The 24,774-nt window shown below is 58.2% G+C and carries 21 protein-coding genes; 13 read left to right on the forward strand and 8 right to left on the reverse strand.

Features of this window, described 5'->3' with window-relative positions; all coding sequences use genetic code 11:
- Positions 1-215: 215 nt before the first annotated feature.
- Together RTCIAT899_RS27295 and RTCIAT899_RS33365 are read right to left on the reverse strand one after the other, a co-directional pair.
- A complete protein-coding gene (locus RTCIAT899_RS27295) occupies positions 216-1,250 on the reverse strand; it encodes a sterol desaturase family protein (protein ID WP_015343073.1) in 1,035 nt (344 codons plus the stop codon).
- 36 nt (positions 1,251-1,286) lie between these two features.
- Complete coding sequence (locus RTCIAT899_RS33365) at positions 1,287-1,568, reverse strand: hypothetical protein (protein ID WP_135488190.1); 282 nt, start codon at positions 1,566-1,568, stop codon at positions 1,287-1,289.
- Between RTCIAT899_RS33365 and RTCIAT899_RS27300 the strand changes: the two genes are divergently transcribed.
- From RTCIAT899_RS27300 to RTCIAT899_RS27340, 9 genes are all read left to right on the forward strand, one after another.
- Positions 1,552-2,385: a sugar phosphate isomerase/epimerase family protein gene (locus RTCIAT899_RS27300; RefSeq protein WP_015343074.1), complete on the forward strand. Its 834-nt coding sequence runs from the start codon at positions 1,552-1,554 to the stop codon at positions 2,383-2,385. The genes RTCIAT899_RS33365 and RTCIAT899_RS27300 overlap by 17 nt on opposite strands.
- Before the next feature lie 51 nt (positions 2,386-2,436).
- Positions 2,437-3,564: an S-(hydroxymethyl)glutathione dehydrogenase/class III alcohol dehydrogenase gene (locus RTCIAT899_RS27305; RefSeq protein ID WP_015343075.1), complete on the forward strand. Its 1,128-nt coding sequence runs from the start codon at positions 2,437-2,439 to the stop codon at positions 3,562-3,564.
- 139 nt (positions 3,565-3,703) lie between these two features.
- Positions 3,704-4,066 (forward strand): PsiF family protein, encoded by a 363-nt coding sequence (locus RTCIAT899_RS27310; protein ID WP_015343076.1) that lies wholly within the window; start codon positions 3,704-3,706, stop codon positions 4,064-4,066.
- 166 nt (positions 4,067-4,232) lie between these two features.
- Entirely contained in the window at positions 4,233-5,141 is a 909-nt protein-coding gene (locus tag RTCIAT899_RS27315; RefSeq protein ID WP_015343077.1) for a TIGR03571 family LLM class oxidoreductase, read from the forward strand.
- A 108-nt stretch (positions 5,142-5,249) separates the two neighbouring features.
- Positions 5,250-6,554, forward strand: a complete 1,305-nt coding sequence (locus RTCIAT899_RS27320) for a hemolysin family protein (protein ID WP_015343078.1) — start codon at positions 5,250-5,252, stop codon at positions 6,552-6,554.
- Positions 6,555-6,782: 228 nt separating this feature from the next.
- Positions 6,783-8,123 (forward strand): MFS transporter, encoded by a 1,341-nt coding sequence (locus RTCIAT899_RS27325; RefSeq protein WP_015343079.1) that lies wholly within the window; start codon positions 6,783-6,785, stop codon positions 8,121-8,123.
- An 82-nt stretch (positions 8,124-8,205) separates the two neighbouring features.
- Positions 8,206-10,092 (forward strand): bifunctional sugar phosphate isomerase/epimerase/4-hydroxyphenylpyruvate dioxygenase family protein, encoded by a 1,887-nt coding sequence (locus tag RTCIAT899_RS27330; protein WP_015343080.1) that lies wholly within the window; start codon positions 8,206-8,208, stop codon positions 10,090-10,092.
- A gap of 83 nt (positions 10,093-10,175) precedes the next feature.
- On the forward strand, positions 10,176-10,847 hold the full coding sequence (locus RTCIAT899_RS27335; RefSeq protein ID WP_015343081.1) for a TetR/AcrR family transcriptional regulator: 672 nt from the start codon (positions 10,176-10,178) through the stop codon (positions 10,845-10,847).
- A 142-nt stretch (positions 10,848-10,989) separates the two neighbouring features.
- The gene (locus tag RTCIAT899_RS27340; RefSeq protein ID WP_015343082.1) at positions 10,990-11,859 is read left to right on the forward strand and encodes a shikimate dehydrogenase; all 870 of its coding nucleotides are present in this window, start codon (positions 10,990-10,992) and stop codon (positions 11,857-11,859) included.
- Positions 11,860-12,047: 188 nt separating this feature from the next.
- Here RTCIAT899_RS27340 and RTCIAT899_RS27345 read toward each other — a convergent pair whose 3' ends face one another.
- A complete protein-coding gene (locus tag RTCIAT899_RS27345; protein ID WP_015343083.1) occupies positions 12,048-12,962 on the reverse strand; it encodes a DMT family transporter in 915 nt (304 codons plus the stop codon).
- 321 nt (positions 12,963-13,283) lie between these two features.
- On the opposite strand from RTCIAT899_RS27345, the gene RTCIAT899_RS27350 reads away from it, so the two are divergent.
- Positions 13,284-15,380, forward strand: coding sequence for a putative bifunctional diguanylate cyclase/phosphodiesterase (locus RTCIAT899_RS27350; RefSeq protein WP_015343084.1), 2,097 nt, complete (start codon positions 13,284-13,286; stop codon positions 15,378-15,380).
- A 37-nt stretch (positions 15,381-15,417) separates the two neighbouring features.
- On the opposite strand, the gene RTCIAT899_RS27355 is transcribed toward RTCIAT899_RS27350, so the two are convergent.
- The 4 genes from RTCIAT899_RS27355 to RTCIAT899_RS27370 all read right to left on the reverse strand — a co-directional run bounded on the left by RTCIAT899_RS27355 (position 15,418) and on the right by RTCIAT899_RS27370 (position 19,522).
- Positions 15,418-16,503: a lactonase family protein gene (locus RTCIAT899_RS27355; protein WP_015343085.1), complete on the reverse strand. Its 1,086-nt coding sequence runs from the start codon at positions 16,501-16,503 to the stop codon at positions 15,418-15,420.
- A gap of 205 nt (positions 16,504-16,708) precedes the next feature.
- On the reverse strand, positions 16,709-17,425 hold the full coding sequence (locus tag RTCIAT899_RS27360; protein WP_015343086.1) for a FadR/GntR family transcriptional regulator: 717 nt from the start codon (positions 17,423-17,425) through the stop codon (positions 16,709-16,711).
- A gap of 118 nt (positions 17,426-17,543) precedes the next feature.
- A complete protein-coding gene (locus tag RTCIAT899_RS27365; RefSeq protein ID WP_015343087.1) occupies positions 17,544-18,128 on the reverse strand; it encodes an NADPH-dependent FMN reductase in 585 nt (194 codons plus the stop codon).
- Between the two features lie 419 nt (positions 18,129-18,547).
- Positions 18,548-19,522 carry an AraC family transcriptional regulator gene (locus tag RTCIAT899_RS27370; protein WP_041678204.1) on the reverse strand — a complete coding sequence of 325 codons (975 nt, stop codon included), beginning with the start codon at positions 19,520-19,522 and terminating at the stop codon, positions 18,548-18,550.
- Positions 19,523-19,906: 384 nt separating this feature from the next.
- Here RTCIAT899_RS27370 and RTCIAT899_RS27375 point away from each other — a divergent pair, with 384 nt between their 5' ends.
- The 3 genes from RTCIAT899_RS27375 to RTCIAT899_RS27385 are packed head-to-tail and all read left to right on the forward strand — an operon-like array spanning position 19,907 to position 23,625.
- Entirely contained in the window at positions 19,907-21,403 is a 1,497-nt protein-coding gene (locus RTCIAT899_RS27375; protein ID WP_015343089.1) for a sugar ABC transporter ATP-binding protein, read from the forward strand.
- Positions 21,404-21,419: 16 nt separating this feature from the next.
- Positions 21,420-22,490, forward strand: coding sequence for an ABC transporter permease (locus RTCIAT899_RS27380; protein ID WP_015343090.1), 1,071 nt, complete (start codon positions 21,420-21,422; stop codon positions 22,488-22,490).
- Between the two features lie 40 nt (positions 22,491-22,530).
- Positions 22,531-23,625 (forward strand): ABC transporter substrate-binding protein, encoded by a 1,095-nt coding sequence (locus RTCIAT899_RS27385; RefSeq protein WP_015343091.1) that lies wholly within the window; start codon positions 22,531-22,533, stop codon positions 23,623-23,625.
- A gap of 57 nt (positions 23,626-23,682) precedes the next feature.
- Here the strand turns inward: RTCIAT899_RS27385 and RTCIAT899_RS27390 are convergent, their stop codons facing one another.
- Positions 23,683-24,702 (reverse strand): LacI family DNA-binding transcriptional regulator, encoded by a 1,020-nt coding sequence (locus RTCIAT899_RS27390; protein ID WP_015343092.1) that lies wholly within the window; start codon positions 24,700-24,702, stop codon positions 23,683-23,685.
- Positions 24,703-24,774: the final 72 nt, after the last annotated feature.

Raw genomic sequence — 24,774 nt, forward strand, 5'->3', positions numbered from 1 at the left:
TCGATTGTGATCATTTTTCATCATGGAAGAGCTGCATGGAGAAGACACGTCGCTGGGCGGCTAGGCTATAGGGCCGAAAACGTCGGCTTCACATCCACATATCGATAGACAATTAAGCCGGAGCCTGCGGAAGGAGCCCGCAGGCTCCGGCATTTGCCGCCATCGCCGGGCGTGAGATTACGGTCCCGGCAGCCCAGCTGGGCCTTCGATCCGCTTTAGCTCGGTGTGCCGGAGCGGCGCGCCTGCTTTTCGGCGTATTTCTTGGCGCGCTCCATAAAGCGCTTGTTCATGCGGTCCTCGGCCTCTTTCGAGCCGTCATGGAAAGTGCCGAACCACTGGTCGAGCGGGATGACGCCATCGGCATAATTGCATTCGAAGAACTTGTGGTGGAGATAATGGTCATAGGCGTGGGTGTCGATCCCAGCTTCCTCGCCGATCACAATCTTGTCGAAGCCGGCATGACCTGGCGCCGGCGCAAGGGCGGCATGCGTCAGATGGAACAGGGCGTGGATGGGATTGGAGGGCACGATCCAATGGATGAGAACGCTCGAGAAATACAAAAGATGTTCGACCGGATGCATGGCGAGGCCTGACCAGGGGCCGGGATTGACATTGTTGTGATGCAGCTTGTGGACCGCATGGTAGAGCGGCGGCCAGTGGATCAGGCGATGCACGAGATAGAAGTGCAGATCACGGAATGCCGGGATCAACAGCATGATGATGATGCAATAGATGGGGTGCTCGGCAAAGTCGACATAGGGAATGATGCCGTTCGCAAAGGCCCATAGCGTCAGAACTTCGAATGCCGTCCAGAGGGGTACGGCGCTCGCAAAGGTCCAGATCACGTTGTCGACGGTCTGGTTTTTGAAAAGGAAGGCTGAGTTATCCTTCGACGGCCACTTGCTATTATATTTGAAGCGCGTGCCCTGCTTCTTCTGCATGTAGAGGCGCAGATGAAAGGCGCCGAAGAACAGGAAAACCAGCGCGGCATTGCGCAGGAGAAGATAGGCGATCCAGCCCGGCGCCAGCGTCTTCATCGTTTCCATGGAAGGTGTCGCGTAGAGCCACAGCAACGTTGCCAGGGCGGCATAGACGGCATTCCAGGGCATCAGATAGCCGGGATATCCAAAGAACCATTTCAGGAAAGCGATCGGTTTGGCCGGCCAGATGAACACGGGCGGATATTGCAGAAGCTTGTTGGGTTTCCAGTCGCCGCGTTTGTCGCGGGTGCCGTACAGCGTGTCGTCCATAATGTGCCTCCCGATGGATGAACTATGCGGTCAGTGTCAGCGACGTCGGCTGGAAACGACAGCATTGATTTGATGAAATTTGCTCACGGAGACGGGAACTTTTCTGAGCCGCAATCGAGGAGGGGAAGGTGGCAATTTGGCATCCAAAACATCTTGATGAAAAACCCTCACGCCACCGGCACCCGGCTCGCGAATACATCCGCTTTGCAATGAAACGCGCCGATGATCAAAAGCCATCATCGCGCCGGCTGGCGAAAACATCGGATTCATGATCTGAGCAGCGCACTGGCGGGGAGGAACAATGCAGAACTTGCTCATATTCCAGTCGCTCTGGTCCATGGAGCGACGCAGCGCGAGATATCCGGAGCTTTCTCTGGAAGAAAACATCGAAAAGATCGCGTCCGCGGGCTTCGATGGCATCAGTACCCATTGGTACGACCGCAAGGTCGTTTCTCGCGTCGCGGGTCTGCTCAAGCAGTATGGACTGCAGGCCGAGGGCCAATGTTTCCCAAAGACCGTCGACGATCTGAAGCCGGTGCTGGAAATCGCGGCCGAATACAATGTTCATCATATCTGCCTGCAACCTGATGTGCGGCTACGTCGTCTGGAGGACTGTATTCCACTGCTGGAGGGCTGGCAGCGGCTGGCGGAAGACGCCGGCATCGACGTTTGGATCGAGACGCATCGTGACCGTATGACGACGGATCTATTCTTCACGCTCGATCTCCTCGATCGGATGCCGGATCTGCGGCTGTTGGGGGATATCTCCCATTTCCTTGTCGGGCGCGAATTTGCCTGGCCGGTATCCGACGAGAACCATGCGCTCATCCATCGGATACTGGACAGTTCCTGGGCTTTTCATGGCCGCGTTGCTTCGCGCGAACAGGTCCAGATCGAGATTTCTTTCCCGCATCATAGGCCCTGGGTCGACCTTTTCCTCGGCTGGTGGGAATATGGCTTCAAAAGCTGGAAGAAGCGCGCCAACAAGGACGCAACGCTCGCCTTCACCTGTGAGCTCGGACCCAAGCCCTATGCAATCACCGGCAGGGACGGTGAAGATACCACCGACCGCTGGGAAGAATCGCTGCTTATGCGGCAAGAAATACTCGATTTATGGGCAAAGGTAGCCGGCTGATAAGTCAGTTTAGATACCGATCGTAGACTATTGATTTTGGAGGAATTTTCGATGGACGTAAGAGCAGCGGTCGCGGTTGCGGCTGGCAAGCCGCTTGAGGTGATGACGGTTCAGCTGGAGGGGCCAAGAGCCGGCGAAGTGCTGATCGAGGTCAAGGCGACCGGCATCTGCCATACCGATGATTTCACACTCTCGGGCGCCGACCCGGAAGGTCTGTTCCCAGCCATCCTCGGCCATGAGGGCGCCGGCATCGTCGTCGATGTCGGTCCGGGTGTGACCTCGGTCAGGAAGGGCGATCACGTCATTCCGCTCTACACCCCCGAATGCCGCGAATGCCCCTCCTGCCTCTCGCGCAAGACCAATCTGTGCACCGCGATCCGCTCGACCCAGGGCCAGGGCCTGATGCCGGACGGCACCTCGCGCTTCTCGATCGGCAAGGACAAGATCCATCACTATATGGGCTGCTCGACCTTCGCCAATTATACCGTGCTGCCGGAGATTGCCGTTGCCAAGGTCAATCCTGACGCCCCCTTCGACAAGATCTGCTACATCGGCTGCGGCGTGACGACGGGCATCGGTGCGGTCATCAACACCGCCAAGGTGGAGATGGGGGCAACCGCCATCGTCTTCGGCCTCGGCGGCATCGGTTTGAACGTCATCCAGGGCCTGAAGCTTGCCGGCGCCGACATGATCATCGGTGTCGATCTCAACAATGACAAGAAGGCCTGGGGTGAGCGCTTCGGCATGACGCATTTCGTCAATCCGAAGGAGGTCGGCGACGACATCGTGCCCTATCTCGTCAACATGACGAAGCGCGGGGCCGACCAGATCGGCGGCGCCGACTATACCTTCGACTGCACCGGCAACACCAAGGTGATGCGCCAGGCGCTGGAAGCCTCGCATCGCGGCTGGGGCAAGTCGGTGGTCATCGGCGTTGCCGGCGCTGGCCAGGAGATCTCGACGCGTCCGTTCCAGCTGGTGACGGGCCGCTCGTGGATGGGAACGGCCTTCGGCGGCGCGCGGGGCCGCACCGATGTGCCGAAGATCGTCGACTGGTACATGCAGGGCAAGATCGAGATCGATCCGATGATCACCCACACCATGCCGCTCGAAGACATCAACAAGGGTTTTGAACTCATGCATTCGGGAAAGAGTGTTCGCGGCGTCGTCATCTACTGACGGTACGGGCGTCTTCGCCGGAAGTTTTTGGCGGTCAGAGCGACGGATAAGCCGATCGCCATCGTTCAAGAAGAACGCCGGCCTCCTGATGGGGTCGGCGGCTTGAACATGAATGACCTTCAGGCAAAAGGATATGCCCATGACCAGCAAGTTGCTAGGTGCGACCGCCGCCGCTCTCTTCGCTCTATCTTCTGCAACCGTCGTCCTCGCCCAAACGACGGCACCTGCGACGCCAGCTCCCGCCACGACGTCTTCCACATCGGCGCCATCGTCCACCATGCCCTCGAAGGATGAGATCAAGACAGCGCGGCAAGCCTGCCAGCAGGATGCGACAGGGCAGGGCCTCAAGGGTCAGGCACGCAAGGACGCAGTCAAAGGCTGCCTGCAGCAAAAGTATCCAGTCCTGGCCAAACGCAAGACCTGCCATGACGAAGGTACGGCCAAAGGCTTGCAGAAGAAGGCGCTGCACGATTACGTCAAGCAGTGCATTACTGCGAGCTGAACAGCGACCTGCAATCGCGGCCCCTCGACGGAGCTGCTCATCGTAACAGTCCGCTTCACGGGGCGGACGACTACCCCGCAATCACCGCACATGTCACGTCGCCCCTTTTTCCGCTAGGCAAGCCTCCTTATCTCGTTAAGCAAGGACATAAACTTCAGGGCGTGGCGTGCTTTTCCATCCAGACCGACTTTCATTCGGCCTAGTACTGCCGGAGCAGGCGCGCACTGCGGCCGACATTCAGTTCGATACTCAGCTCGGCATTGCAACCCAAGCCGACAAATTGGGTTTCGATGCGCTGTGGGTGAGGGATGTTCCCCTCAATAGCGAAAGCTACCCCGACCCGATCGGACATGCCGATCCCTGGGTTTTCCTGGGAGCTTTGGCGGCTGTCACCTCCAATATCCATCTGGCGACCGGCGCAATCGTTCTGCCTTTGCGGCATCCGCTCCATATCGCCAAGGCCGCGCTGTCCGTCGCCTCCCTTTCGAAAGACCGGCTCGTCCTCGGTCTCGGTTCGGGAGACCGACCGAGCGAATATGATGTTTTCGGAGAGGATATTGAGAACCGTAAAGCACTCTTTCAATTGCATTGGGAGCGGCTCGCCGTTGCACTTGGCCCGGATCAGAAGGTCGTCGATGAAGGCGGTCGCGTGCGAAACGAGTTCGCCATCAGGCCCGCGCTGCAACAATCGCCCATTCCCATGGTGGCGGTGGGTTCATCGTCGCAATCGCTCGAATGGATCGCCCGCCACGCAACAGCCTGGATGACTTATTACCGGCCGCTACCCGTTCAGAAAGACCGGTTGGCGCTTTGGCACAATGCCCGGGCTAAAGTCACCGCTGATTTTCGCGGCTTCGGCCAGTCCATGGTGCTGGAATTGCTCGACCACCCGCAAGCCTCCTATGAGGAAATCAATCTTGGCGGCAGAACGGGGAGGCGAGGGCTGATCGACACCTTGTCGGCAATGCGTGAAGCCGGCATCCATCACGTCGCCTTCAATCTCGTTACCCAGAGCAGATCGGCCGGCGACGTCTTGGAAGAGATCGCAGCGGATATTTTGCCGGCTTTGCCGTAGCTTCGCCAATAGCCCTCGATGGTGGCGTCGTGGAAATCATATCCCCGTGACCCTGGCTTTTGCAGCCCTTGCCACCTATCTTTCCGTTGCAACCAAAAAGGGCCGATTTTGCTTCTCGAAATTTCTATCGTCATCGTCCTCACCCTCCTGAACGGCGTGCTTGCCATGTCGGAGTTGGCGATCGTCTCCTCCCGTCCTGCCCGTCTGAAAGTGCTATCGGATCAAGGCAGCAGAGGCGCGACCATGGCGATAAGGTTGGCCGAGGAACCGGGCCGCTTCCTCTCAACGGTACAGATCGGCATCACGCTCGTCGGCGTCCTGTCCGGCGCCTTCTCGGGCGCCACACTCGGCGCTCGGTTGTCGGGCTGGCTTGCCGCGCAAGGTCTTTCGGTCGCAGCCGCTGATGCCATCGGCGTTGGTTCCGTTGTAATGGCCATCACCTATCTATCACTGATCATTGGCGAACTCGTACCGAAGCAGGTCGCTCTCCGGGCACCGGAAATGGTCGCCAGCAAAGTCGCGCCGGCCATGGTGTTCCTTTCCCGGGCCGCAGCCCCGCTCGTCTGGTTGGTCGACCTCTCGGGACGGCTGGTTCTGAGGGCGCTTGGTCAATCCGGCAAAGCCGCTGATGGGGTCAGCGACGAGGAAATCAAAACCGTCCTGGCGGAGGCACAGAGTGCCGGCGTCATCGCGACGGAAGAGCAGGCAATGATCTCGGGCGTCATGCGGTTGGCCGACCGAACCGCAAGGGCATTGATGACGCCGCGTCGCGACGTGGAGGTTATCGATATCGAAGATAGCTTCGGCGAAGTTCGCGAACAGATTCGCCGCACCGAAAAAGCGCGTCTACCGCTACGCAAGGATAGCTCCGACGAAATCATCGGCGTCCTGGTAACCAGGGATTTCTTCGACGCACTGGCTTCCGGCGGTCAGCCCGATATCCTGAAGCTTGCCAAGCAAGTGCCGATCGTTTCAGATCTTTCAAGCGCCCTTGACGTCGTCAAGGCTCTGCGTCGTTCCTCTTCGCACATGGTGCTCGTCTATGACGAATACGGGCACTTCGAAGGCGTCATCACTTCGGGTGACATCCTCGAAGCCATCTTGGGAGCCGTTCAGGAAGAAGAAGATGCCGGCGGCGAACAGGCGATCGTCCGTCGCCACGACGGCAGCTATCTCGTGTCCGGCTGGATGCCCATCGACGAGTTCGTCGATTTCATGAACCTCCAGATCGAAGACGATCGTGACTACCAGACGGTTGCAGGCTTCGTGCTGCAGGAGCTGCGCCATCTTCCGGATGTGGGCGAAAGTTTCACGAAAAACGGCTGGCGCTTCGAGGTCGTGGATCTCGACGGCCGCCGGATCGACAAGCTGCTGGTGAGCGCGGAAAACAGCGACAGCGATAGTAACCTTTGACAGCTGGATTGAGGTGCATGGCACGCCCATGATCAGCTAAGTACGTCTCTTTACAAAACGAACTAGTTCGTACATTATTTCCTCAGAGGAGGAGTACCTGCTGCCCGAAGCAGCACGGTGACTGCCAAGGTCGGCTTGAATGCCATGCGAAGGGGGCGCGGAAGGTAGATTCGGCGTTGCCGCTCGCTGCATTTCCTTGAAATTGGAATTGTCTGGGGAGGAACAACGATGACGATATCAACTGATCATAAGACGCCTAGGCGCGCCGCTTTTGCCAGCTGGCTGGGAAGTGCCGTCGAATATTACGATTTCTTTGTCTATGGAACGGCCGCGGCGCTGATCTTTCCGAAAATATTCTTTTCAGCGGAAGATCCGCAGACGGCGGCAATCGCTTCTTTTGCGACTTTCGGCGTTGCCTACATCATGCGGCCATTGGGTGCGGTGATCCTGGGTCACGTCGGCGACAAGTTCGGTCGCAAAAAAGTGCTGACCTTCACGCTGCTTCTCATGGGATTCTCGACCTTCATTATCGGTTGCCTGCCGACCTATGGCCAGGCTGGCATCCTGGCTCCGATCCTACTGGTTTTCGCGCGATTGCTGCAGGGCATTTCGGCTGCGGGAGAGCAGGCCGGAGCAAGCTCGATGACCCTCGAGCATGCTCCCGAGAACCGCCGAGCCTTCTTTACAAGCTTTACGCTGAGCGGAACACAGGCGGGCTTGATCCTTGCGACCCTCGTCTTCATTCCGTTGGGAACGCTGGACGAAGCTGCCTTGCTCTCATGGGGCTGGCGCATCCCATTTTTCCTGAGTTTCGCTGTCGTTATCGTCGGCTTCTGGGTTCGTCGAACGCTCGCGGAAACGCCCGCTTTCCTTGAGGAGACGAAAAAGGGCGAGGCTGTCAGGCTACCGCTGGTCTCGCTGTTTGCCAACTATTGGACCGATGTTCTGCGCATCATCTTCGCCGCCTTGATTTCCGTCGTCAGCACGATCTTCAGCGTCTTCACGCTCTCCTATGCTGTCAACACCATGCATATCGATCGCTCGACGATGCTGACCGTTCTGGTGCTCGCCAACATCGTGGCGCTTGGCGCCATTCCGGCTTGGGCCATTCTGGCGGATCGAATCGGCCGCAAACCGGTCTTCATCTTCGGCGCCATCGGCTGCGCAGTTCTGATATGGCCCTATATCTGGGCAATCAGCCAGAATAACCTCATGCTCGTCTTCATCCTCGGCATTCTGCTTTCGGGCGTTGTTTACAGTGCATCCAATGGCATCTGGCCGGCGCTCTATGCGGAAATGTTCGACACCCGCGTGCGTCTGTCCGGCATGGCCGTCGGCACCCAGATCGGCTTTGCGCTCGGCGGCTTTGCTCCGACGATCAGCGCCGCCCTTATGGGCAGCGGTCCCATGGGATGGGTGCCGGTTGCCTTGTTTACCTCGATCACAGCCTTGATTGCCGCCGTTTCCGCCGCAACCGCGACGGAGACCTACAAGACGCCGATCGATCAACTCGGCAAGGATGCGCGGCGCTTCGCAGGCTCGATGAACCACGCCGATCGGACGGTCTAGACGTCAGAAGCCGATCTGGACGATGACGTGTCGCGATCGCGGACAAGCTTGTTGAAAACCACCACGTGAATGGGATGAAACAATGAAAACCTCGATTGCGACCGTTTCGATCAGCGGAGACCTGAAGGAAAAGCTTCACGCCATCGCCAAAGCTGGTTTCGATGGCGTCGAGATCTTCGAGAACGATTTCCTCGCTTTCGATGAATCGCCACGCCAGGTCGGTCAAATGGTCCGCGACCATGGGCTGGAGATCACGCTCTTTCAGCCCTTCAGAGATTTCGAAGGCATGCCGGAGCCCTTGCGCAGCCGAACCTTCGACCGTGCCGAACGCAAGTTCGATCTGATGCAGGAGATGGGCACGGATCTCGTACTTGTCTGCTCGAATGTTTCGTCGGTCGCGATGGGGGGTATCGACCGCGCAGCGGCCGACTTCTACGAACTCGGGGAAAGGGCGGCCAAACGCGGCTTGCGCGTTGGCTATGAAGCACTTGCCTGGGGCCGGCACATTCACGACCATCGCGACGCCTGGGAAATCGTCCGCCGGGCCGATCATCCGAATATCGGTCTCATTCTCGACAGCTTCCATACGCTCTCGCGCAAGATCGATGTCAATTCGATCCGGTCGATCCCAAAAGAGAAGATCTTCATCATCCAGCTTGCCGATGCGCCATTGATCGACATGGATCTTCTCTATTGGAGCCGTCATTTCCGCAACATGCCGGGCGAGGGCGACCTTCCCGTGCTTGACTTCATGAAAGCCGTCGCGGCGACAGGCTATGACGGCTATCTCTCTCTCGAAATTTTCAACGACCAGTTTCGTGGCGGCTCGCCGACCGCCATTGCCGTCGATGGCCGGCGTTCGCTTATTTATCTCGGCGACCAAGTGCGCCGCGCGGAAAGCAGCGGCCTTACCCTGCCGCCGATGCCGGCGCGTGCCGAGGTGGAGGGCGTTGCCTTTATCGAATTTACCGTTGATGAAGCGGAGACATCCGCCCTCTCGAATCGGTTGCGTGCCCTGGGCTTTCGCCATGTCGGGCACCACAAGAGCAAGCGCGTCGACGTCTTCCGGCAAGGCAATATCAATCTCGTCGTCAATACCGATCCGGATGGGTTTGCCGGCGTTTCCTATGCCCTGCATGGGCAGTCGGCCTATGCGATGGGATTGTGGGTGGATGATGCCGAGGCTGCGGTCGCGCGGGCTGTCGCCCTCGGCGCCGAACGCTTTGAGCAGCCCATGAAGCCTGGTGAAATAAAAATGCCGGCCATAAGGGGCGTCGGCGGCGGCATCCTTTATTTCCTGGATCGGGGGAGCGCGCTCGCTCGCATATGGGAGACCGAATTCGATCCGGTCGACGACGATACCGATCTGCGTCCCGTCGGATTGACTGGAATCGATCACGTCGCGCAAACGATGAAATACGAGGAATTGCTGACCTGGCTGCTCTTTTACACCGCGATCTTGAAGGCGCATAAGACACCGATGGTCGACATTATCGATCCCGCCGGCGTCGTCCGCAGCCAGGTGGTCGAAAACGAGCCGGGAACTCTGCGTGTTACTTTGAACGGTGCGGAAAATCGCAATACCTTGGCGGGACATTTCATTGCCGAGACTTTCGGCTCCGGGATTCAACACCTGGCCTTTTCTACCGACGATATTTTCTCGACGGCGGCCGCTTTGTCGAAAAATGGTTTTGCGACGTTGATAATCTCGCCCAATTATTACGACGATCTCGAGGCGAGATTCGGCCTGGAGCCGACCTTCACCGATCGTCTGAAGGCACATAATATTCTCTATGATCGAGACGAGTACGGCGAATATTTCCAGCTCTATAGCCCGACCTATGGCGAAGGCTTCTTCTTCGAAATCGTTCAGCGCGGCGGCTATCGCGGCTATGGTGCGGCAAACGCCATCTTTCGCATTGCGGCGCTCCGACGGCATCTGCGGCCAATTGGTGTACCGAAACTTTAGGCTCTCCCCATCAGCGCGAAGCCTATGTTAAAGCTTTGATCTTCAATGATGGGCCGGAGCGCCCAGGAAGACGGGCAGAGGGCATGACTAAATCGCAAGCGGCGAAGATAGAGCGCATTGCGCGAAAGAACGATCCAGACGCGACCAAAGAAAATATCCTCAAGATCGCAACCGAGGAATTCGTCGCGGCCGGCTTTTCCGGGGCGCGCGTCGACGAGATTGCCGAGCGCACCAAGACGTCCAAGCGCATGATTTACTACTATTTCGGTAGCAAGGAAGGGCTCTATCTCGCTGTCCTGGAGCAGGCTTATACGAAGATCCGCACGCTCGAGAGCGAACTCGATCTCGAAAACATGCCGCCCGTTCGGGCCATGGCGCAATTGATTGCAAGCACCTTCGATCACGATGATCAAAATCCGGATTTCGTCCGCTTGGTCAGCATCGAGAACATTCATCGCGCGGAGCATATGAAACGTTCGGTCGTCCTGTCGCAAATGAATATTGCGGTCATCGACATCATCTCACAAATTCTCGAAAGGGGTTACGCCGATGGCAGCTTCGTGCGCCGCGTCGATCCCGTCGATTTACACATGATGATCAGCGCGCAGTGCTTTTTTCGCGTTTCCAATCGGCATACTTTCGGAGCAATCTTCGAGCGCGACCTTTCATCAGAAGAATTGAAGAAAAGGCACAAGTCTTTGATAATAGAAGCCATTCTTGCCTTTCTGAAGAATTCGTCCCCCGACTTGATCTGAATTCACGTCAAACTGCTTGAGTTCCGTCGGCGGCTCCAGCCGGCATGCAAAACCGCACCTCACGTTGACTTTACGTACTAGTTCGTACATTTTGTCGCCAAGCCATGTGGCATGGCCTTATTTCGCTGCTCGGGAGGAAAAATTGAACACCCAAACCGCAATCGTTCCGCGTCAGCTTCGCGTCGGGCTAATCGGCGCCGGCATTGGCCGGTCGCTCACGCCGGCCATGCATATGCGCGAAGGCGAGCATTGCGGACTGTCCTATCGCTACGACCTCATCGACCTGGATGCCCGCGGTCTATCGGTCTCGGATTTGCCTGCACTTATCGATGAAGCCGAAGCGCAGGGTTTTGCCGGTCTTAACATCACGCACCCTTGCAAGCAGGCGGCAGTTGCACTCGTGGATGAGCTATCGCCTGATGCCCAGGCGCTGAGATCCATCAATACGATCACCTTTCATGGAAAAAGCAGGATCGGCCATAACACCGATTGGTGGGGCTTTGCTGAAAGCTTCCGCCGCGGGCTGGCCGGCGTCCCCCTTGATCATGTCGTACAGCTGGGAGCAGGTGGCGCAGGTGTTGCCGTCGCGCATGCAACGGCCGAGATGGGCGCGCGCTCCATAGAGATATTCGATCTGGATCCCAAGCGTGCGCAGGCTCTCGTGGAGCAGCTTCAGCCGGCACACGATGCCTGTCGTTTCTCGATCGGTCATGATCTCGTCGCCGCGCTTGATGCCGCGGACGGCCTGGTCCACGCAACCCCAACCGGCATGGATGCGCATCCGGGCCTGCCGCTCGACGGACGGCTTTTAACGGAGCGCCTTTGGGTTGCCGAAATCGTTTACTTCCCGATAGAAACCGAATTGGTGAAGCGTGCCAAGCAGGCAGGATGCCGCGTACTCGACGGCGGTGGAATGGCGGTATTTCAGGCCGTGAAAGCTTTCGAACTGTTTACAGGCATGCGTCCGGATGTGGACCGTATGATGCAGCACTTCAATTCGCTACGTTCCTGACGAAAAGCCCGTTTATCCGCATCAAGCTGCCTTTCTCACCGATGGATCATCATTTGCATTTCAGAGCATGGAGATCATGCAAATGACCGCGGCTTTAAGTTCCATAAGATAGATTATCTGATTTTTGGTTGTAGCCGCAAAGTTGAAGTGTCCTGTTTCCGCCAAGCAGGAATGCCACTCTCCCCGCATCAATGCCCGTCCCGGGCAACGTCGTCTTTCGGGACCGTATCCACCAGGCTCTTCCGATGGAAAATGAAGAGTCCGGCAAGGACGATGATGGCGGAGCCGATGATAATCTGGGTGTCCGGAATATCGCCGAAGAAAACGAAGCCCAGGACGATTGCCCAGACAAGCAGGCTATATTGGAGCGGAGCCAACAGCGAAGCTGGCGCGAGCTTCAAGGATCTGGTTATCAGCATATGAGCGCTACCGGCGACAATGCCGAGGGCGAGCATCGCGCCGAGATCGAGTGCTGATGCGGAACGCCAGTTGCCGATGCTGAGTGCCAAGCCGGCGATGAGCGCACCGACCGTCTGCCACGCAACGAGGGTGGCATCGCGCGTCTGCCGCAACCGCCGCCCGAGCACCAGGGTCAATGCGAATGCGAAGCTCCCGCCGAGGCCGAAAAGTGATGGCCAGGAAAACATTGCGGCCGAAGGTCTGAGCGCGATCAATACGCCGATAAAGCCGACGAAAACCGCAAGCCAGCGCCGCCAGCCGATCCTCTCGTCTAGGAAGAAATGCGAGATCGCCGCCACATAGATCGGGCCGGCCATGTAGAAGGTCATGACATCGGCAAGCGGCAGATAGGCGACCGCGGCGTAAAAGAGAGCGACGTCGAGCGTCGCCATGACGACACGCAGAAGCTGCAGCGGCGGCCGTTCGGGGCGAAAAAGCGCGTCACGGCCATGTCGCGCAATCATAGGCGCCAGAATAATGAACGAACCGAATGAGCGGATCACCAGAATCTGACCGACGGAGAAACTCGCAACCAGCCACTTGCCCATGGCATCGTTCAGTGAAAACAGGAAGTCGCCGAGAAGCATCAGCAGCATGCCGGCAAGTACAAGATTGCCGCTTGTTACGGCTTTGCCCATGCGCATGCTGACTATCCTTGCGAATCCTGCGTTTTACCACCTGCGCTTTAGCCGGTTTTGCCCCCTACCCGCAATGGATTTCCTCGTGGGCAGTTATTCCCAAAATCTATCGGTTTCCAGCCACAGAAGCATCGGAGCGCTCGCCGTCGGCAGACGCGATCTTCCTCTAAAACTTGAGCAGATGTTTATAAATTCAGTTATATGATAACGTTTATGGAAGCGACGAGCCGAACCTCGCCAAAGGGAGACGCTCGATATGCCTACATGCCTTTCATTGTTGCATGACAGCCTGCCGATATTGTCCGCTTGCCGGGTGAGAGAAGATACATGATGCAGCCGCCGGATGGAGCGCCAGATCCTACGCACCGGGACCAAGACGTCGAAGACGAGCAGGTCCTTAAGCCATTTGAATTGCTCCAGGCCCGGTACCTGTCTCTCGCCGAGCGCTACGAATGGCTCGAAGCCATGATCAACTACGTACCGGACTATATCTATGCCAAGGACAGGGATGGCCGCTTCCTTTTCGCCAACTTGGCGATCGTCCTCAATAACGGCTTCACGGATGTCGACGAGCTGATCGGCCTTACCGACGCCGAAATTCACCCGATGGCGGATGCCTACAAGATCGAGGAAGTCGAACGGCAGGTAATGGAGAGCGGCAAGGCCGATCTCGGCGTCGAAGAACGGCGACTGAAGGGTGAAGGCTGGCTCATGATGTCGCGGGTGCCGCTTCGCGACAGAAACGGCAACATCATCGGCGTCGTCGGCGCATCGCGCGACATTTCCGCTCGAAAGCGGGCAGAAAAACTGATGAGTGCCCAGACGAAGCTTCTACAGGATGTGGCGCGCGGCGTTGATCTCGACGTATTTCTCAGAGAGTCCCAAGTCCTTCTTGAGGAATTGCTCAACGGCAGATGCGTGAGCTTCGTCCTCAATGGCGAGCAAGCCGAACCGCTTGCTGGCGATATCCTGGAATTTCCCATTTTTTCGCGGGACGGCGGCCGGCATGGCGCCCTGGTGACGGTGCAAACCGATGGTGACGAGGCCGGGCTTATGGAGTTCTTCGCCGGCATAGCGCAGACCGTCGGCATTGCCATCGACCGCCATCGTGACATCGCTCATATTGCATACCTGGCCGAACATGACGCGCTCACCGGTCTGCCGAACCGCATGCTGCTCGACCGCAAGCTTAGCGCCCTCTTGGAAAAAGCATCCAAACAACAGAGGTCACTGGCCGTAGCCTTCGTCGACCTCGACAATTTCAAGCTGGTGAACGACACCCTCGGCCACGCGGCCGGCGATGAATTGCTGATGGTAGTCGCGCGGCGCATATCGACCCATGTCGGCAATGGCGGCATCGTGGCGAGGATCGGCGGTGACGAATTCATCATCGTTCTGGAAGATCCGGTTGAGCCAATATATGAGAGGCTCGCGGCCGTCCTGACAGACATTTCCAAGCCAATGGTCGTACACGGCGTCGAAATCCGGGTAGGCTGCAGCATCGGTGTAGCCTGCGCCATGGAGCATGGCACGACGGCTTCGGAACTCTTCGCGAATGCCGATATGGCGCTCTATCGTGCCAAGGAAGCAGGGCGCAATGCCATTCGCCTGTTCACGCCGGCCATGGCGGAGGACGCCCGCAACAAGCTGATCCGTATCGAAGAATTGCGACGCGCTGTGGAGCGGGACGAATTTGTCCTTCATTATCAGCCGCAAAAGGAAGTTCGCAGCGGCAAGATCATTGGCGTCGAGGCCCTCGTGCGGTGGCAGCATCCTGTCGAGGGCTTGTTGTTGCCCGGTGTCTTCATTCCGCTCGCGGAAGAAACGGGGCTCATTGTCCCGCTCGGCGAAATCGTTCTGCGAAAGGCCTGCCAGCAAGCCCGTCTGTGGCAGGATCGCGGCCTGCCGTCACTGCGCATGGGCGTCAACGTATCGGCGCGGCAATTCCTCGAGAGTTCACTGACAAGCCATGTGGCATCCGCATTGCAATCGGCTGATCTCGATCCGCAATGGCTTGAGCTCGAACTGACGGAAAGCTTGATCATGCGTGACGTCGAGGGCGCCATTGAGCGGATGCATGAGCTGAAAGAGCTGGGTGTCAGCCTTGCGATGGATGATTTCGGCACAGGGTATTCAAGCCTGAGCACCCTCAGGCGCTTTCCGCTTTCCCGGCTGAAGATCGACAGATCCTTCATTGCCGATATTCCCGAAAAGCCGGGCGATATGGCAATTACGTCCGCCATCGTATCGCTCGGCAGAACACTCGATCTGGAAGTCGTGGCGGAAGGCGTCGAGACGGAGGAGCAGGCCCGTTTTCTCGAGGGCGCCGGATGCGAATTGCTTCAGGGCTATCTGTTTGCCCGGCCTCTTCCCTCCTCTGAGATCGAAAGCTTGATTGCCGGGACCGTTGCGAAAGCGGGGTAGATATTCGCACGGGGCAGCTCGCCGCACGCGGTGCGTCTCAAGGAAATGTCACCATCTCGATCCAGTTCGCACCTGCATTGACCGGGTATCGCCCCACCAATGCGAGACTGCCATCGGATTGGTCGATGGCGTAGACGGACAACCGGTCGGATTTCTCTCCCGATGCGACGAGGAACCGGCCTGACGGGTCGATGCGGATGCCGCGCGGCTGCTGCTCGGTCGAATAATTCGTGACGTAAGTCAGCCTTCCGTTATCCGCGTCGATTTTCAATAGCGCGATCCGGCTGGTGGTTCTTTCCGTCGTATAAAGAAATTTGCCGTCCGGTGTGATGCCGATATCTGCGGCCCAGATTTTCGGCTCGCCGTTGTCTGGTGAAACTGCCGCCGGTGCTAGGCCTGGCGACAGGCCCGCATCCTCGGGAACGGAAGCGACGCTCTCGACCTCTCTCAATATGCCCTTATCGGCATCGAGCGCATAGTGGATGACATGGCCGGTCAGCTCCGTCAGAACGTAGACGGCCTTATTATCCGGCGACACGACGATATGCCGCGGACCAAAGCCGGCGCCCGTCATGACCTCAGGAGGATCGTTCGGCTTCAGTATCCCGGTCTCCGGGTGGAGGATGAATTGCTGCACGACATCGGAGCCGAGATTGGTGACAAAGACATATTTGCCTGTCCGGTCAGTGACGATCGAATGGGCGTTGCGGCCGGTTGCGATCACCTGCTGGGCTCGCGCTGTGACGAGCCCATTCTTGTCGATGAGCAGCACGGCGATCTTGTTGCCGCCATAAGAGGCAGCCAATAAAAGCCCGCCCGTTGGGTCGAGGGCAACATAGGCCATGCTGTCGGGCAGAGCTGCTGCCGCCTCCTGCCTTAATCTGCCGCTTTCGGGGTCGATCGCCAGCGTCAGCACCCGGTAAGGCTGCGCACGGATAACGGCGTAAAGATGCCGCCTGTCGGGGCTGACGGCCATCGGCATGACCATCGCGCCGACATCCATGCTGGATATCGCCGTGAGCGCACCTGTCGCCCCATCCATTCGATAGGCATCGATCGCTCCGGCAATTGCCGCAGAGACATAGACGAACGTGCGATGCACACTGGAGGAAGGCTTAATCACGGATCACCTCGTCCGAGCATCGGGGCCGGTTCCATCGGCAGCGATGCGGATCATCTGGAAAATAGATACTGCTATCCATGGAATGCGCGAAAACCGGATGGTCGCCATCACCCCTCGATCCGGCTGGCCAAACAGACGGAACATCTCTTTCGAAGAATCGACCGCTATCATATGACATAATATGACAGCAGCACCCTGTTGACCATTATTGCTCCTGCAGCTCGGCGAGACGGCGATAGCGACGCTGACTCGCCATCATATGCGCCCGCATCGCTTGTCGCGCGCGTTCTGGATCTTGATCGGCGATCGCCGCTAAAATCTCCGCATGTTCTGCATGAACCTTCTCTAGATAGGCGCGGTCATTCGCCTCGGGCAATGTCGGAAACTGCCGGCGCGGAATGGTTCGTGTACCGAAATGCCGAAGCACGTCGACGTAGAACCGATTATTCGTCGCAGCCGCGATCGCCATATGAAACTCATAGTCCGCTTCGACGGTCGACAGCCCCTGCTCTATCAGCTGCGCCATCTTACGGTTGGCCGTTGCAATCGCGGCCTCCTGTTCGGCAGTCCTGCGATAGGCAGCGATGGCCGCCGCCTCGCCTTCCGCCGCCATTCGGAATTCCAGCAGTTCCAGCGTTTCGGGAATGCTCTTGACCTCGACCGGCGTCAGCAGCAGACCAGACCGCGTCGGTGTGTCGGAAACGAATACGCCCTTGCCTTGAACCGGCGTGACGAGGCCTGCCGCACGAAGATCTGCAATTGCCTCGCGCACGACGGTCCGGCTGACATCGAATGCAGCCTCGAGCTGCGGCTCGGTCGGAAGCTGGTCGCCGGCCCGAAGCTTGCCGCTCTCGATCTGCAAGCGCAATTCGTCGATGACCCTTTGTGCCAGCCTTTGCCGTGTCCGGGCATTTGTCGTCATTCCCAATCCCGACCCATTTGTTGGCCTTCAACCGCAGTCGCTTCTCATCGTCAGCAAGTCATCATATGAATAGTCTTAACATCAGGCGCGCCGAATGCAATTGGGCCAAGCGGGCCTATCAGATTTCCCAGTCAGAACTATATGCCCTGGATCTCAATCTCGACGACAATTCCAGCTGTACCTCGATCGTCTTTTGCAACCGTGTCGCAAGGGTGTCGGACGGGATGGTACCGTCTATCCAATCCCTCTCCGTCGCGTAAACGACATAGGGATTGATCACGCATTTGAAATCGAGCATCAGCGACGTGGCCAGACTTCCATAGGCCATATAGCTGTGCGGAAGCCCACCGGAGCAGATGAAAGTGACGATCTGATCGAACCAGGCCGATTTTCGTCCGCTGGCGCCTGTCGCACCGGTAAGTTCGATCAGGCTCTTGGCAGCGCTGCCCACCGACCAATTGTAAATGGGTACAGCAAGCAAGACACCATCCGCACCGCGAATTGCACGATACAACCGGTCGTATGAAGGATGTTCGTAGCATTTAAAATTGTCGAAAGCGGGCAACTCCAGATATTGAAGGTCGATAAACTCGACTTCGCATCGCCTCTCGCGCAACAAGTTTTCAGCCTCGCGAGCCATGCGGCGGCTCCTGCTTTTCGGATCAAGGCTGCATGAAAGGATGGTGATCTTCAGAGGATCCATTGCCTATTCACTCCAGCATCATCGTTTACGAGAAGAGGTTTTAAGTATGCGCCACGACGGCGAGACGGCCACCCCTCACCAAAATCCTACCGGCCAGAGCAATTCCAGGAAAAGTGCGGCTTTCCGTCCGGAATTGCGTAAGAACAAAGAGATAGAGCATTTTCGCAATTCGAAGAAAAGCGAAACGGCTCTAGGCAGTCTATGAATATGATCCTGAAAATAGCAATGCGCCGCCCGGTCATTGCGGTAACACGGCCAGAGAGCCTCAGATGTCCTTGGGGCGCCGTGAACGGGCTACTTCCCTTTAGCCGAACCTGCGCAAGGTTGTACGCATGACAGGAACAGCCGCATCGTAACGGAAGTTGGCGAATGGATCTGAGGTCTGGCAAGGTATTGATCGCGCGGGCAGCACAGCCACCCTATCGAGCTTGCCTGACAGTCTCGGAGGGCATTTCTCCGAAGGATTGATAATATAGCGCTGCGAACCGCCCCATATGGGAAAATCCCCAATCGCGCGCTATGTCGGCCACAACTCGCGAACGGTTCGATTCCGTCAAGGCCTTACGCGCGCCTTGCAGGCGTATCTCGCGCAGATAGCTCAAAGGCGTCGTGTTCTTGAACTGCTGAAATGCGACCTGTAGCGATCGCACGCTTGTTCCGGTCTCGCGCGCAATATCGACGATCTTGATATCCGCACCTGCATTTACGTGCATATATTCCATTGCGCGCTTCAACTGCCTCGGGATTGCCGGCGATGCCGGCCCTTGCAACTGCGGCGTATAATTGTGCGGCACGGTCTCAAGCAGAGCAATCATCATTGCCTGCAAAAGGCATTCGCTGAATGAAGCGGAGGATTTTTGTTGGCCGGCCGCTGTGAGGTCCTGCCAGATCAAGTTTCCAAGCGCGGCAATCTGCATGCCTCGCCCCGATGTCAGATCGACCGGGCCGGCGAATTCCAGATCAGAGCGCACCGGTGCGTCCAACAGCGTGCTGAGCTGCCGTATCATGGCCGCCTTTTCGAATGCGATGCCCATATGGCTCCGCTGCTCGAAAAACGTGAGCCGGCGGAAAGAAGACATATCGGCCACAAGTCCCCTGCCCGGCTCCGATTCCAATTGCCGCCCAGCGGCGTCGACGAGCATCTTGCCGGCGGTCGGCAGATAAAGGCCGTAGGCTTCGGGGCCACCGGGCAGCATAACGCTCATGCCAGAATGACATTTGCCGCGCCAGACGCTGCAGGAGCCGATCGTATAGTGGCGGTCTTCCACCGAAATCGCACCGCGGCGATGGAGAGGTTCGACAATCGCGGGAAACAGGGTTCTCGCGTAATGCGCGGTCATCTCCTCGGCATCGGCTTTCTCGATTTGGGACACCGAGCACGTCGCGTAAGTCAAATGTTACCCTCATTGCGCTGCGTCTGCAGATTACCTTTTTAGCCTTCGGTCATCTGCCTTGAAAATACATCCTCGCTTACGCCCCGGGAGAAAATAACGCCATAAAACTAGAAAAATCAATGGCTCATCGAATAAGTATGATAATTACAACCATGCGGATGCATCGCAACGTGAGTATATATTTTCTTCCTGCTTATATTATTTCATAATATGATCGGACGCATTGAGATATATTTCATATTTAAAGAATGCCTCTCGTTAATACGTTATTTTTTCAGCCGGGGCCGCACATGATGCCTGAATATACAGGCAAGCATTCCAGCCTCTTGACGGAATGTTATCGATAACATAGCCTCCTCCTATCGAAGCTTTGGGAGGAGCAGGATGGACGACGAAAAGCTGCTCGCATTTTCCGACATCACCAAGGAATTTGGCGGAACACGAGCCCTGTCGAACGTGTCGCTAGACTTGCAGCGCGGCGAAATCCTCGCGCTTCTCGGGGAAAACGGCGCGGGTAAATCGACGCTCATCAAGACATTGGCTGGCATCTACAAGCCGGATGGCGGGCAGATCCTATTTCGCGGCAAACCCTATCATCACCGCCCACCACAACCCAATCAACGCCAGCCGGTCGCCTTCATCCATCAGGATCTCGGACTGATCGAATGGATGACGGTGGGCGAGAATGTCGGGCTTGCGCAGGGCTATTCCCTGCGCGGTAAATTGATAGACTGGCGCGCCACGGAGCGGCGTACCGCCGAGGCACTGAAGCTCGTCGGCTGCGATTTCGATCCATCGACCCGCGTACAGGAGCTGACCCGTACCGAGAAGTCGCTGGTCGCAATCGCTCGGGCGCTCGCAGTCGAAGCCGACGTGCTGGTGCTTGACGAACCTACGGCCAGCCTGCCCGCCGACGAGGTCGAGAAACTCTTCGCCGCCATCCGCCCGCTGAAAGAGCGCGGCGTGGCCATGATCTATGTCTCGCATCGCCTCGACGAAATCTTCCGTATCGCCGACCGTGTTGCCGTCTTGCGTGATGGTCAGCTGGTCGGCCAGAAGCCAGTCTCCGAGACGACACCGGATGAACTCATCCGCATGATCGTCGGGCGCAAGGCGGACCAGCTTTTCGTCAAGGCAGAAAGAAGCGCTGGCCCCGCGATCGTTTCGGTGAAAGAGCTTTCCTGCCGCGGCGCAGGGCCTGTGTCCTTCGATATCCGCCAGGGCGAATTGCTCGGTCTCGTCGGCCTGCGCGGTGCCGGCCAGGAACTGATCGGACGCGCCCTCTTCGGCTGCGAGCCGTCGCAGGGCAGCGTTCGCTTGAATGGCGCAATACCCGATCTTTCCAACACTGTCGCCGCGATGGCTTCGGGTATCGGGCTGATCGCCCGCGATCGGACCGAAGAGTCCGTCGCCATGTCGCTCAGCCTGCGCGAAAACACCTTTCTCAATCCAGGCGCTTCGGGACGAAGCCTGTTTTCATTCCTGTCTCCGCGCCGGGAAGCCGAAGCTGCCTATTCGCTTGGGAGTCGTGTCGGCCTCCGGCCCAACGACCAGAGCCTCACTATCGAGGCACTGTCCGGCGGCAATCAGCAGAAGGTCGTTGTCGGACGATGGCTGGCGACCGGGCGCAAATTGCTGATCGCCGAAGATCCGACCGCCGGCGTCGATGTCGGCGCCAAGGCCGATATTTATCGCCTGATCGCCGAGGCGGTCGAGGCCGGCCTTGCCGTGCTCGTCGTCTCCACCGATTTCGAGGAAATCGCTCACATCTGCCATCGTGCCCTGGTGTTTTCGCGCGGGAGGATCGTGCGCGAACTCAGCGGTGCCGACCTCACAACACCGGCGGTCATCGCCGCCGCATCAGCATCCGAAGCGGCCTGAACCGGAGGAGAACACCATGCAATCGATCGAATCCAACGCGCTCGAGCCAACCCGCGCCGAGCTTTCGGCCATGAGCTTCGGCCAGAAGATCCAGCGCTTGCTGCCTGTCTATGGCCTCGTCATCCTGACTGCGCTGCTGATCCTGCTTTTCTCCATTCTGCTGCCACAGACGTTCCCGACGATGCTCAACCTGCGTTCGATCGTTTCCGACAAGACGATCATCGCCATCCTGTCACTGGCTGCGATGATCCCGATGGCGGCAGGCCGCATCGATCTGACGATCGGCTATGGCATCGTGCTCTGGCATGTGCTGGCGATCAGCCTTCAGACCATGTTCGGACTGCCGTGGCCGGTCGCCGTGCTGATTGTCATCGCGCTTGGTGCTCTGACCGGCTTTCTAAACGGCCTGCTGGTGGAAATCGCCAGGATCGACAGCTTCATAGCAACGCTCGGCACGGGCACGGTCCTCTATGCCATCGCGCTCTGGCATACAGGCGGACGGCAGGTGGTGGGCATGCTGCCGCAGGGGTTTTATGCGCTGAACGGTACCATGGTTTTCGGCCTGCCGATTACGGGCATCTATGTCCTTGCCCTTGCCTTCGTCATGTGGATCGTCCTCGAATACCTGCCGATCGGCCGATACATCTATGCGATCGGCGCCAACCCGAAAGCGGCTGCGCTCAACGGTATTCCCGTCCGCCGCTTCGTCATCGGCGCCTTCGTCACCTCGGGAACGCTTGCCGCCATCGCCGGCGTGCTGCTCGCCTCCAAGCTGCGCATCGGTCAGGCAAGCGTCGGGCTTGAATATCTGCTGCCCGCGCTGGTTGGTGCATTCCTTGGCTCGACAACGATCAAACCCGGCCGCGTCAATGTCTGGGGCACGATGATCGGCGTCATCATCCTGGCGGTCGGTATCGCCGGCATCCAACAGTTCGGCGGCTCCTTCTATGTCGAGCCCCTGTTCAACGGCGTCACATTGCTGGTTGCCATCGGCATTGCCGGCTACGCGCAGCGCCGCCGCAGCCATGCCGGACGCATGGCGCCGGCCCAGACACCACAACTTTCCGCCAAGCCGGCGGAAAAGTGAAAATTATCAGAAGTTCGAATGTCCAAAGGGAGGAGAAGACATGAACCGTAGACAATTCCTGCAGGCCACGACAGCGGTCCTGGTACTATGCGCCGGGCAGGCCTATGCCGATCCGTTGGCGGATGCGAAGGCCGTCGTCGACAAATATGCGACGCCCGTCACCAAATGGGACGGCCCGACCACCGGTCCCAAGGCGCAGGCAGGCAAGACCATCGTCGTTCTGGCGGGCGATCTCAAGAACGGCGGCATTCTCGGCGTCAGCAACGGTGTCGAGGAAGCGGCAAAGGCGATTGGTTGGGAGGTAAAAGTTCTCGATGGCGCTGGCTCCATCGGCGGCCGCACGGCGGCCTTCGGCCAGGCGATAGCGCTGCAGCCTGCCGGTATCATCATTGACGGCTTCGACGCCGTCGAACAGGCTCCGGCGCTGGAACAGGCGAAGGCTGCCAAGATCCCGCTGGTCGCCTGGCACGCGGGCCCGACCATCGGCCCGGACGACAAGAACGGTCTTTTTGCCAATGTCAGCACCGACGCCATGGAAGTCTCGAAAGCCGCTGCCGATTGGGCCTTCGTCGATGCCAAGGGCAAGCCGGGCGTCATTATCTTCACCGATTCCACCTACGCGATCGCCATCGCCAAGGCGGACAGGATGAAGCAGGAGATCGAAAGGCTCGGCGGCAAGGTGCTCGAATATGTCGATACCCCGATCGCCGAGACGTCTCAGCGCATGCCGCAGCTGACCACCTCGCTGCTGCAGAAATACGGTGACAGCTGGACGCATTCGCTTGCTATCAACGACCTCTATTTCGACTTCATGGGTCCTTCGCTTGCGTCGGCCGGCAAGGCCGGCACCGATGCGCCCATCAATGTCGCCGCCGGCGATGGCTCGCAATCGGCCTATGAACGCATCCGTGCCGGCCAGTTTCAGAAGGTTACGGTGGCTGAACCCCTCAATCTCCAGGGCTGGCAGCTGGTCGACGAACTCAACCGCGCTTTCGCCGGCGAAAAATGGTCTGGGTACCTGTCGCCGCTGCATGTCGTGACGGCAGATAATATCCAATCCGATGGCGGCCCGAAGAATACCTTCGATCCGGATAACGGTTACAGGGACGAGTATAAGAAGATCTGGGGCAAGTGATCCCGCCGAAAAGATGCGGCGCGGCCGACAAGCCGCGCTGCATATTCGGCAAAAGAGTTAAACACGGCGGCTGCTATCGCGCGCAATCAGTTGCGGCGCAATCCCGACGTCGCCCACCGGCTGCGTGCCATCGAGAATATCCAGGATCAATTGTGCTGTCCGCTCGCCGATTTCACGCGCAAAGGCGTTGATGGTGGTCAAAGTCGGCACGCAGACCTCGCCGATCTCATAATTGCCAAAACCACCGATGGAAAAACGCTCGGGCACGGGAATTCCTAGCCGACGACATTCGGTGAGAGCGCCATAGGCGGCAAGATCCGAGACGCAGACGACAGCTTCCGTATCGGGATAAAGTTCGATCAGCTTCGCCATGGCATTGGCGCCTTCCCGCATCGAGATCGGCGGTGATCCAGCGGCGATCAGCCTGGTGGCATCAAGGCCATGCGCCTGCATGGCAGCAATGAAGCCGAGCCTGCGTTCGCTGCCGCGCGAATCTCGCTGGACATCACCACCGATGAAGGCGATGCGGCGACAGCCGAGCGCGACGAAATGATCGACCATATCGCGCATGACGGCTCTGTTGGAAAAACCAACATAGTGGCCGATCGGATGGGCCGGCATATCCCAGGTCTCGATCACCGGGATTGCCACGGTCTGAAGGAGTTTCCGCGCTCGCTCCGTATGGGTGCCGCCGGTCACGACGATCGCCTCGGGCTTGCGGCGGAGCAGCTGTTCGATCAGCCGCTCCTCCTCCTCCACATTGTAGTTCGTATAGCCAAGCAGGATCTGCATGTCCCTCTTGGACAAAGTATCCGAGAGGCCTCCGACCGTGTCGGCGAAGTTGGCATTGTTGATGGAGGGAATGGTAACGGCGACAAAGCCGGACTTTTGCGAACGCAGGTTGGACGCCGTACTGTCGAAGACATAGCCCAGCTCCTCCGCTGTTTTCAGAATAGCCTCGCGGGTTTCCGGGCTGACCAAGCTGTCAGCCTTGAAGGCGCGCGATACGGTCATGGGAGAAACTCCCATGACGCGGGCTATGTCCGCCATCGTTGGCGCTTTGCGTTCGTTACTCATCCATGGCCTATGTTATCGTTACCATCAGAGTAATATGCCTCTCCCCAGAATGGCAAGAGGCCTTTCAGCTAT

The organism is Rhizobium tropici CIAT 899 (assembly GCF_000330885.1).
GTDB lineage: Bacteria > Pseudomonadota > Alphaproteobacteria > Rhizobiales > Rhizobiaceae > Rhizobium > Rhizobium tropici.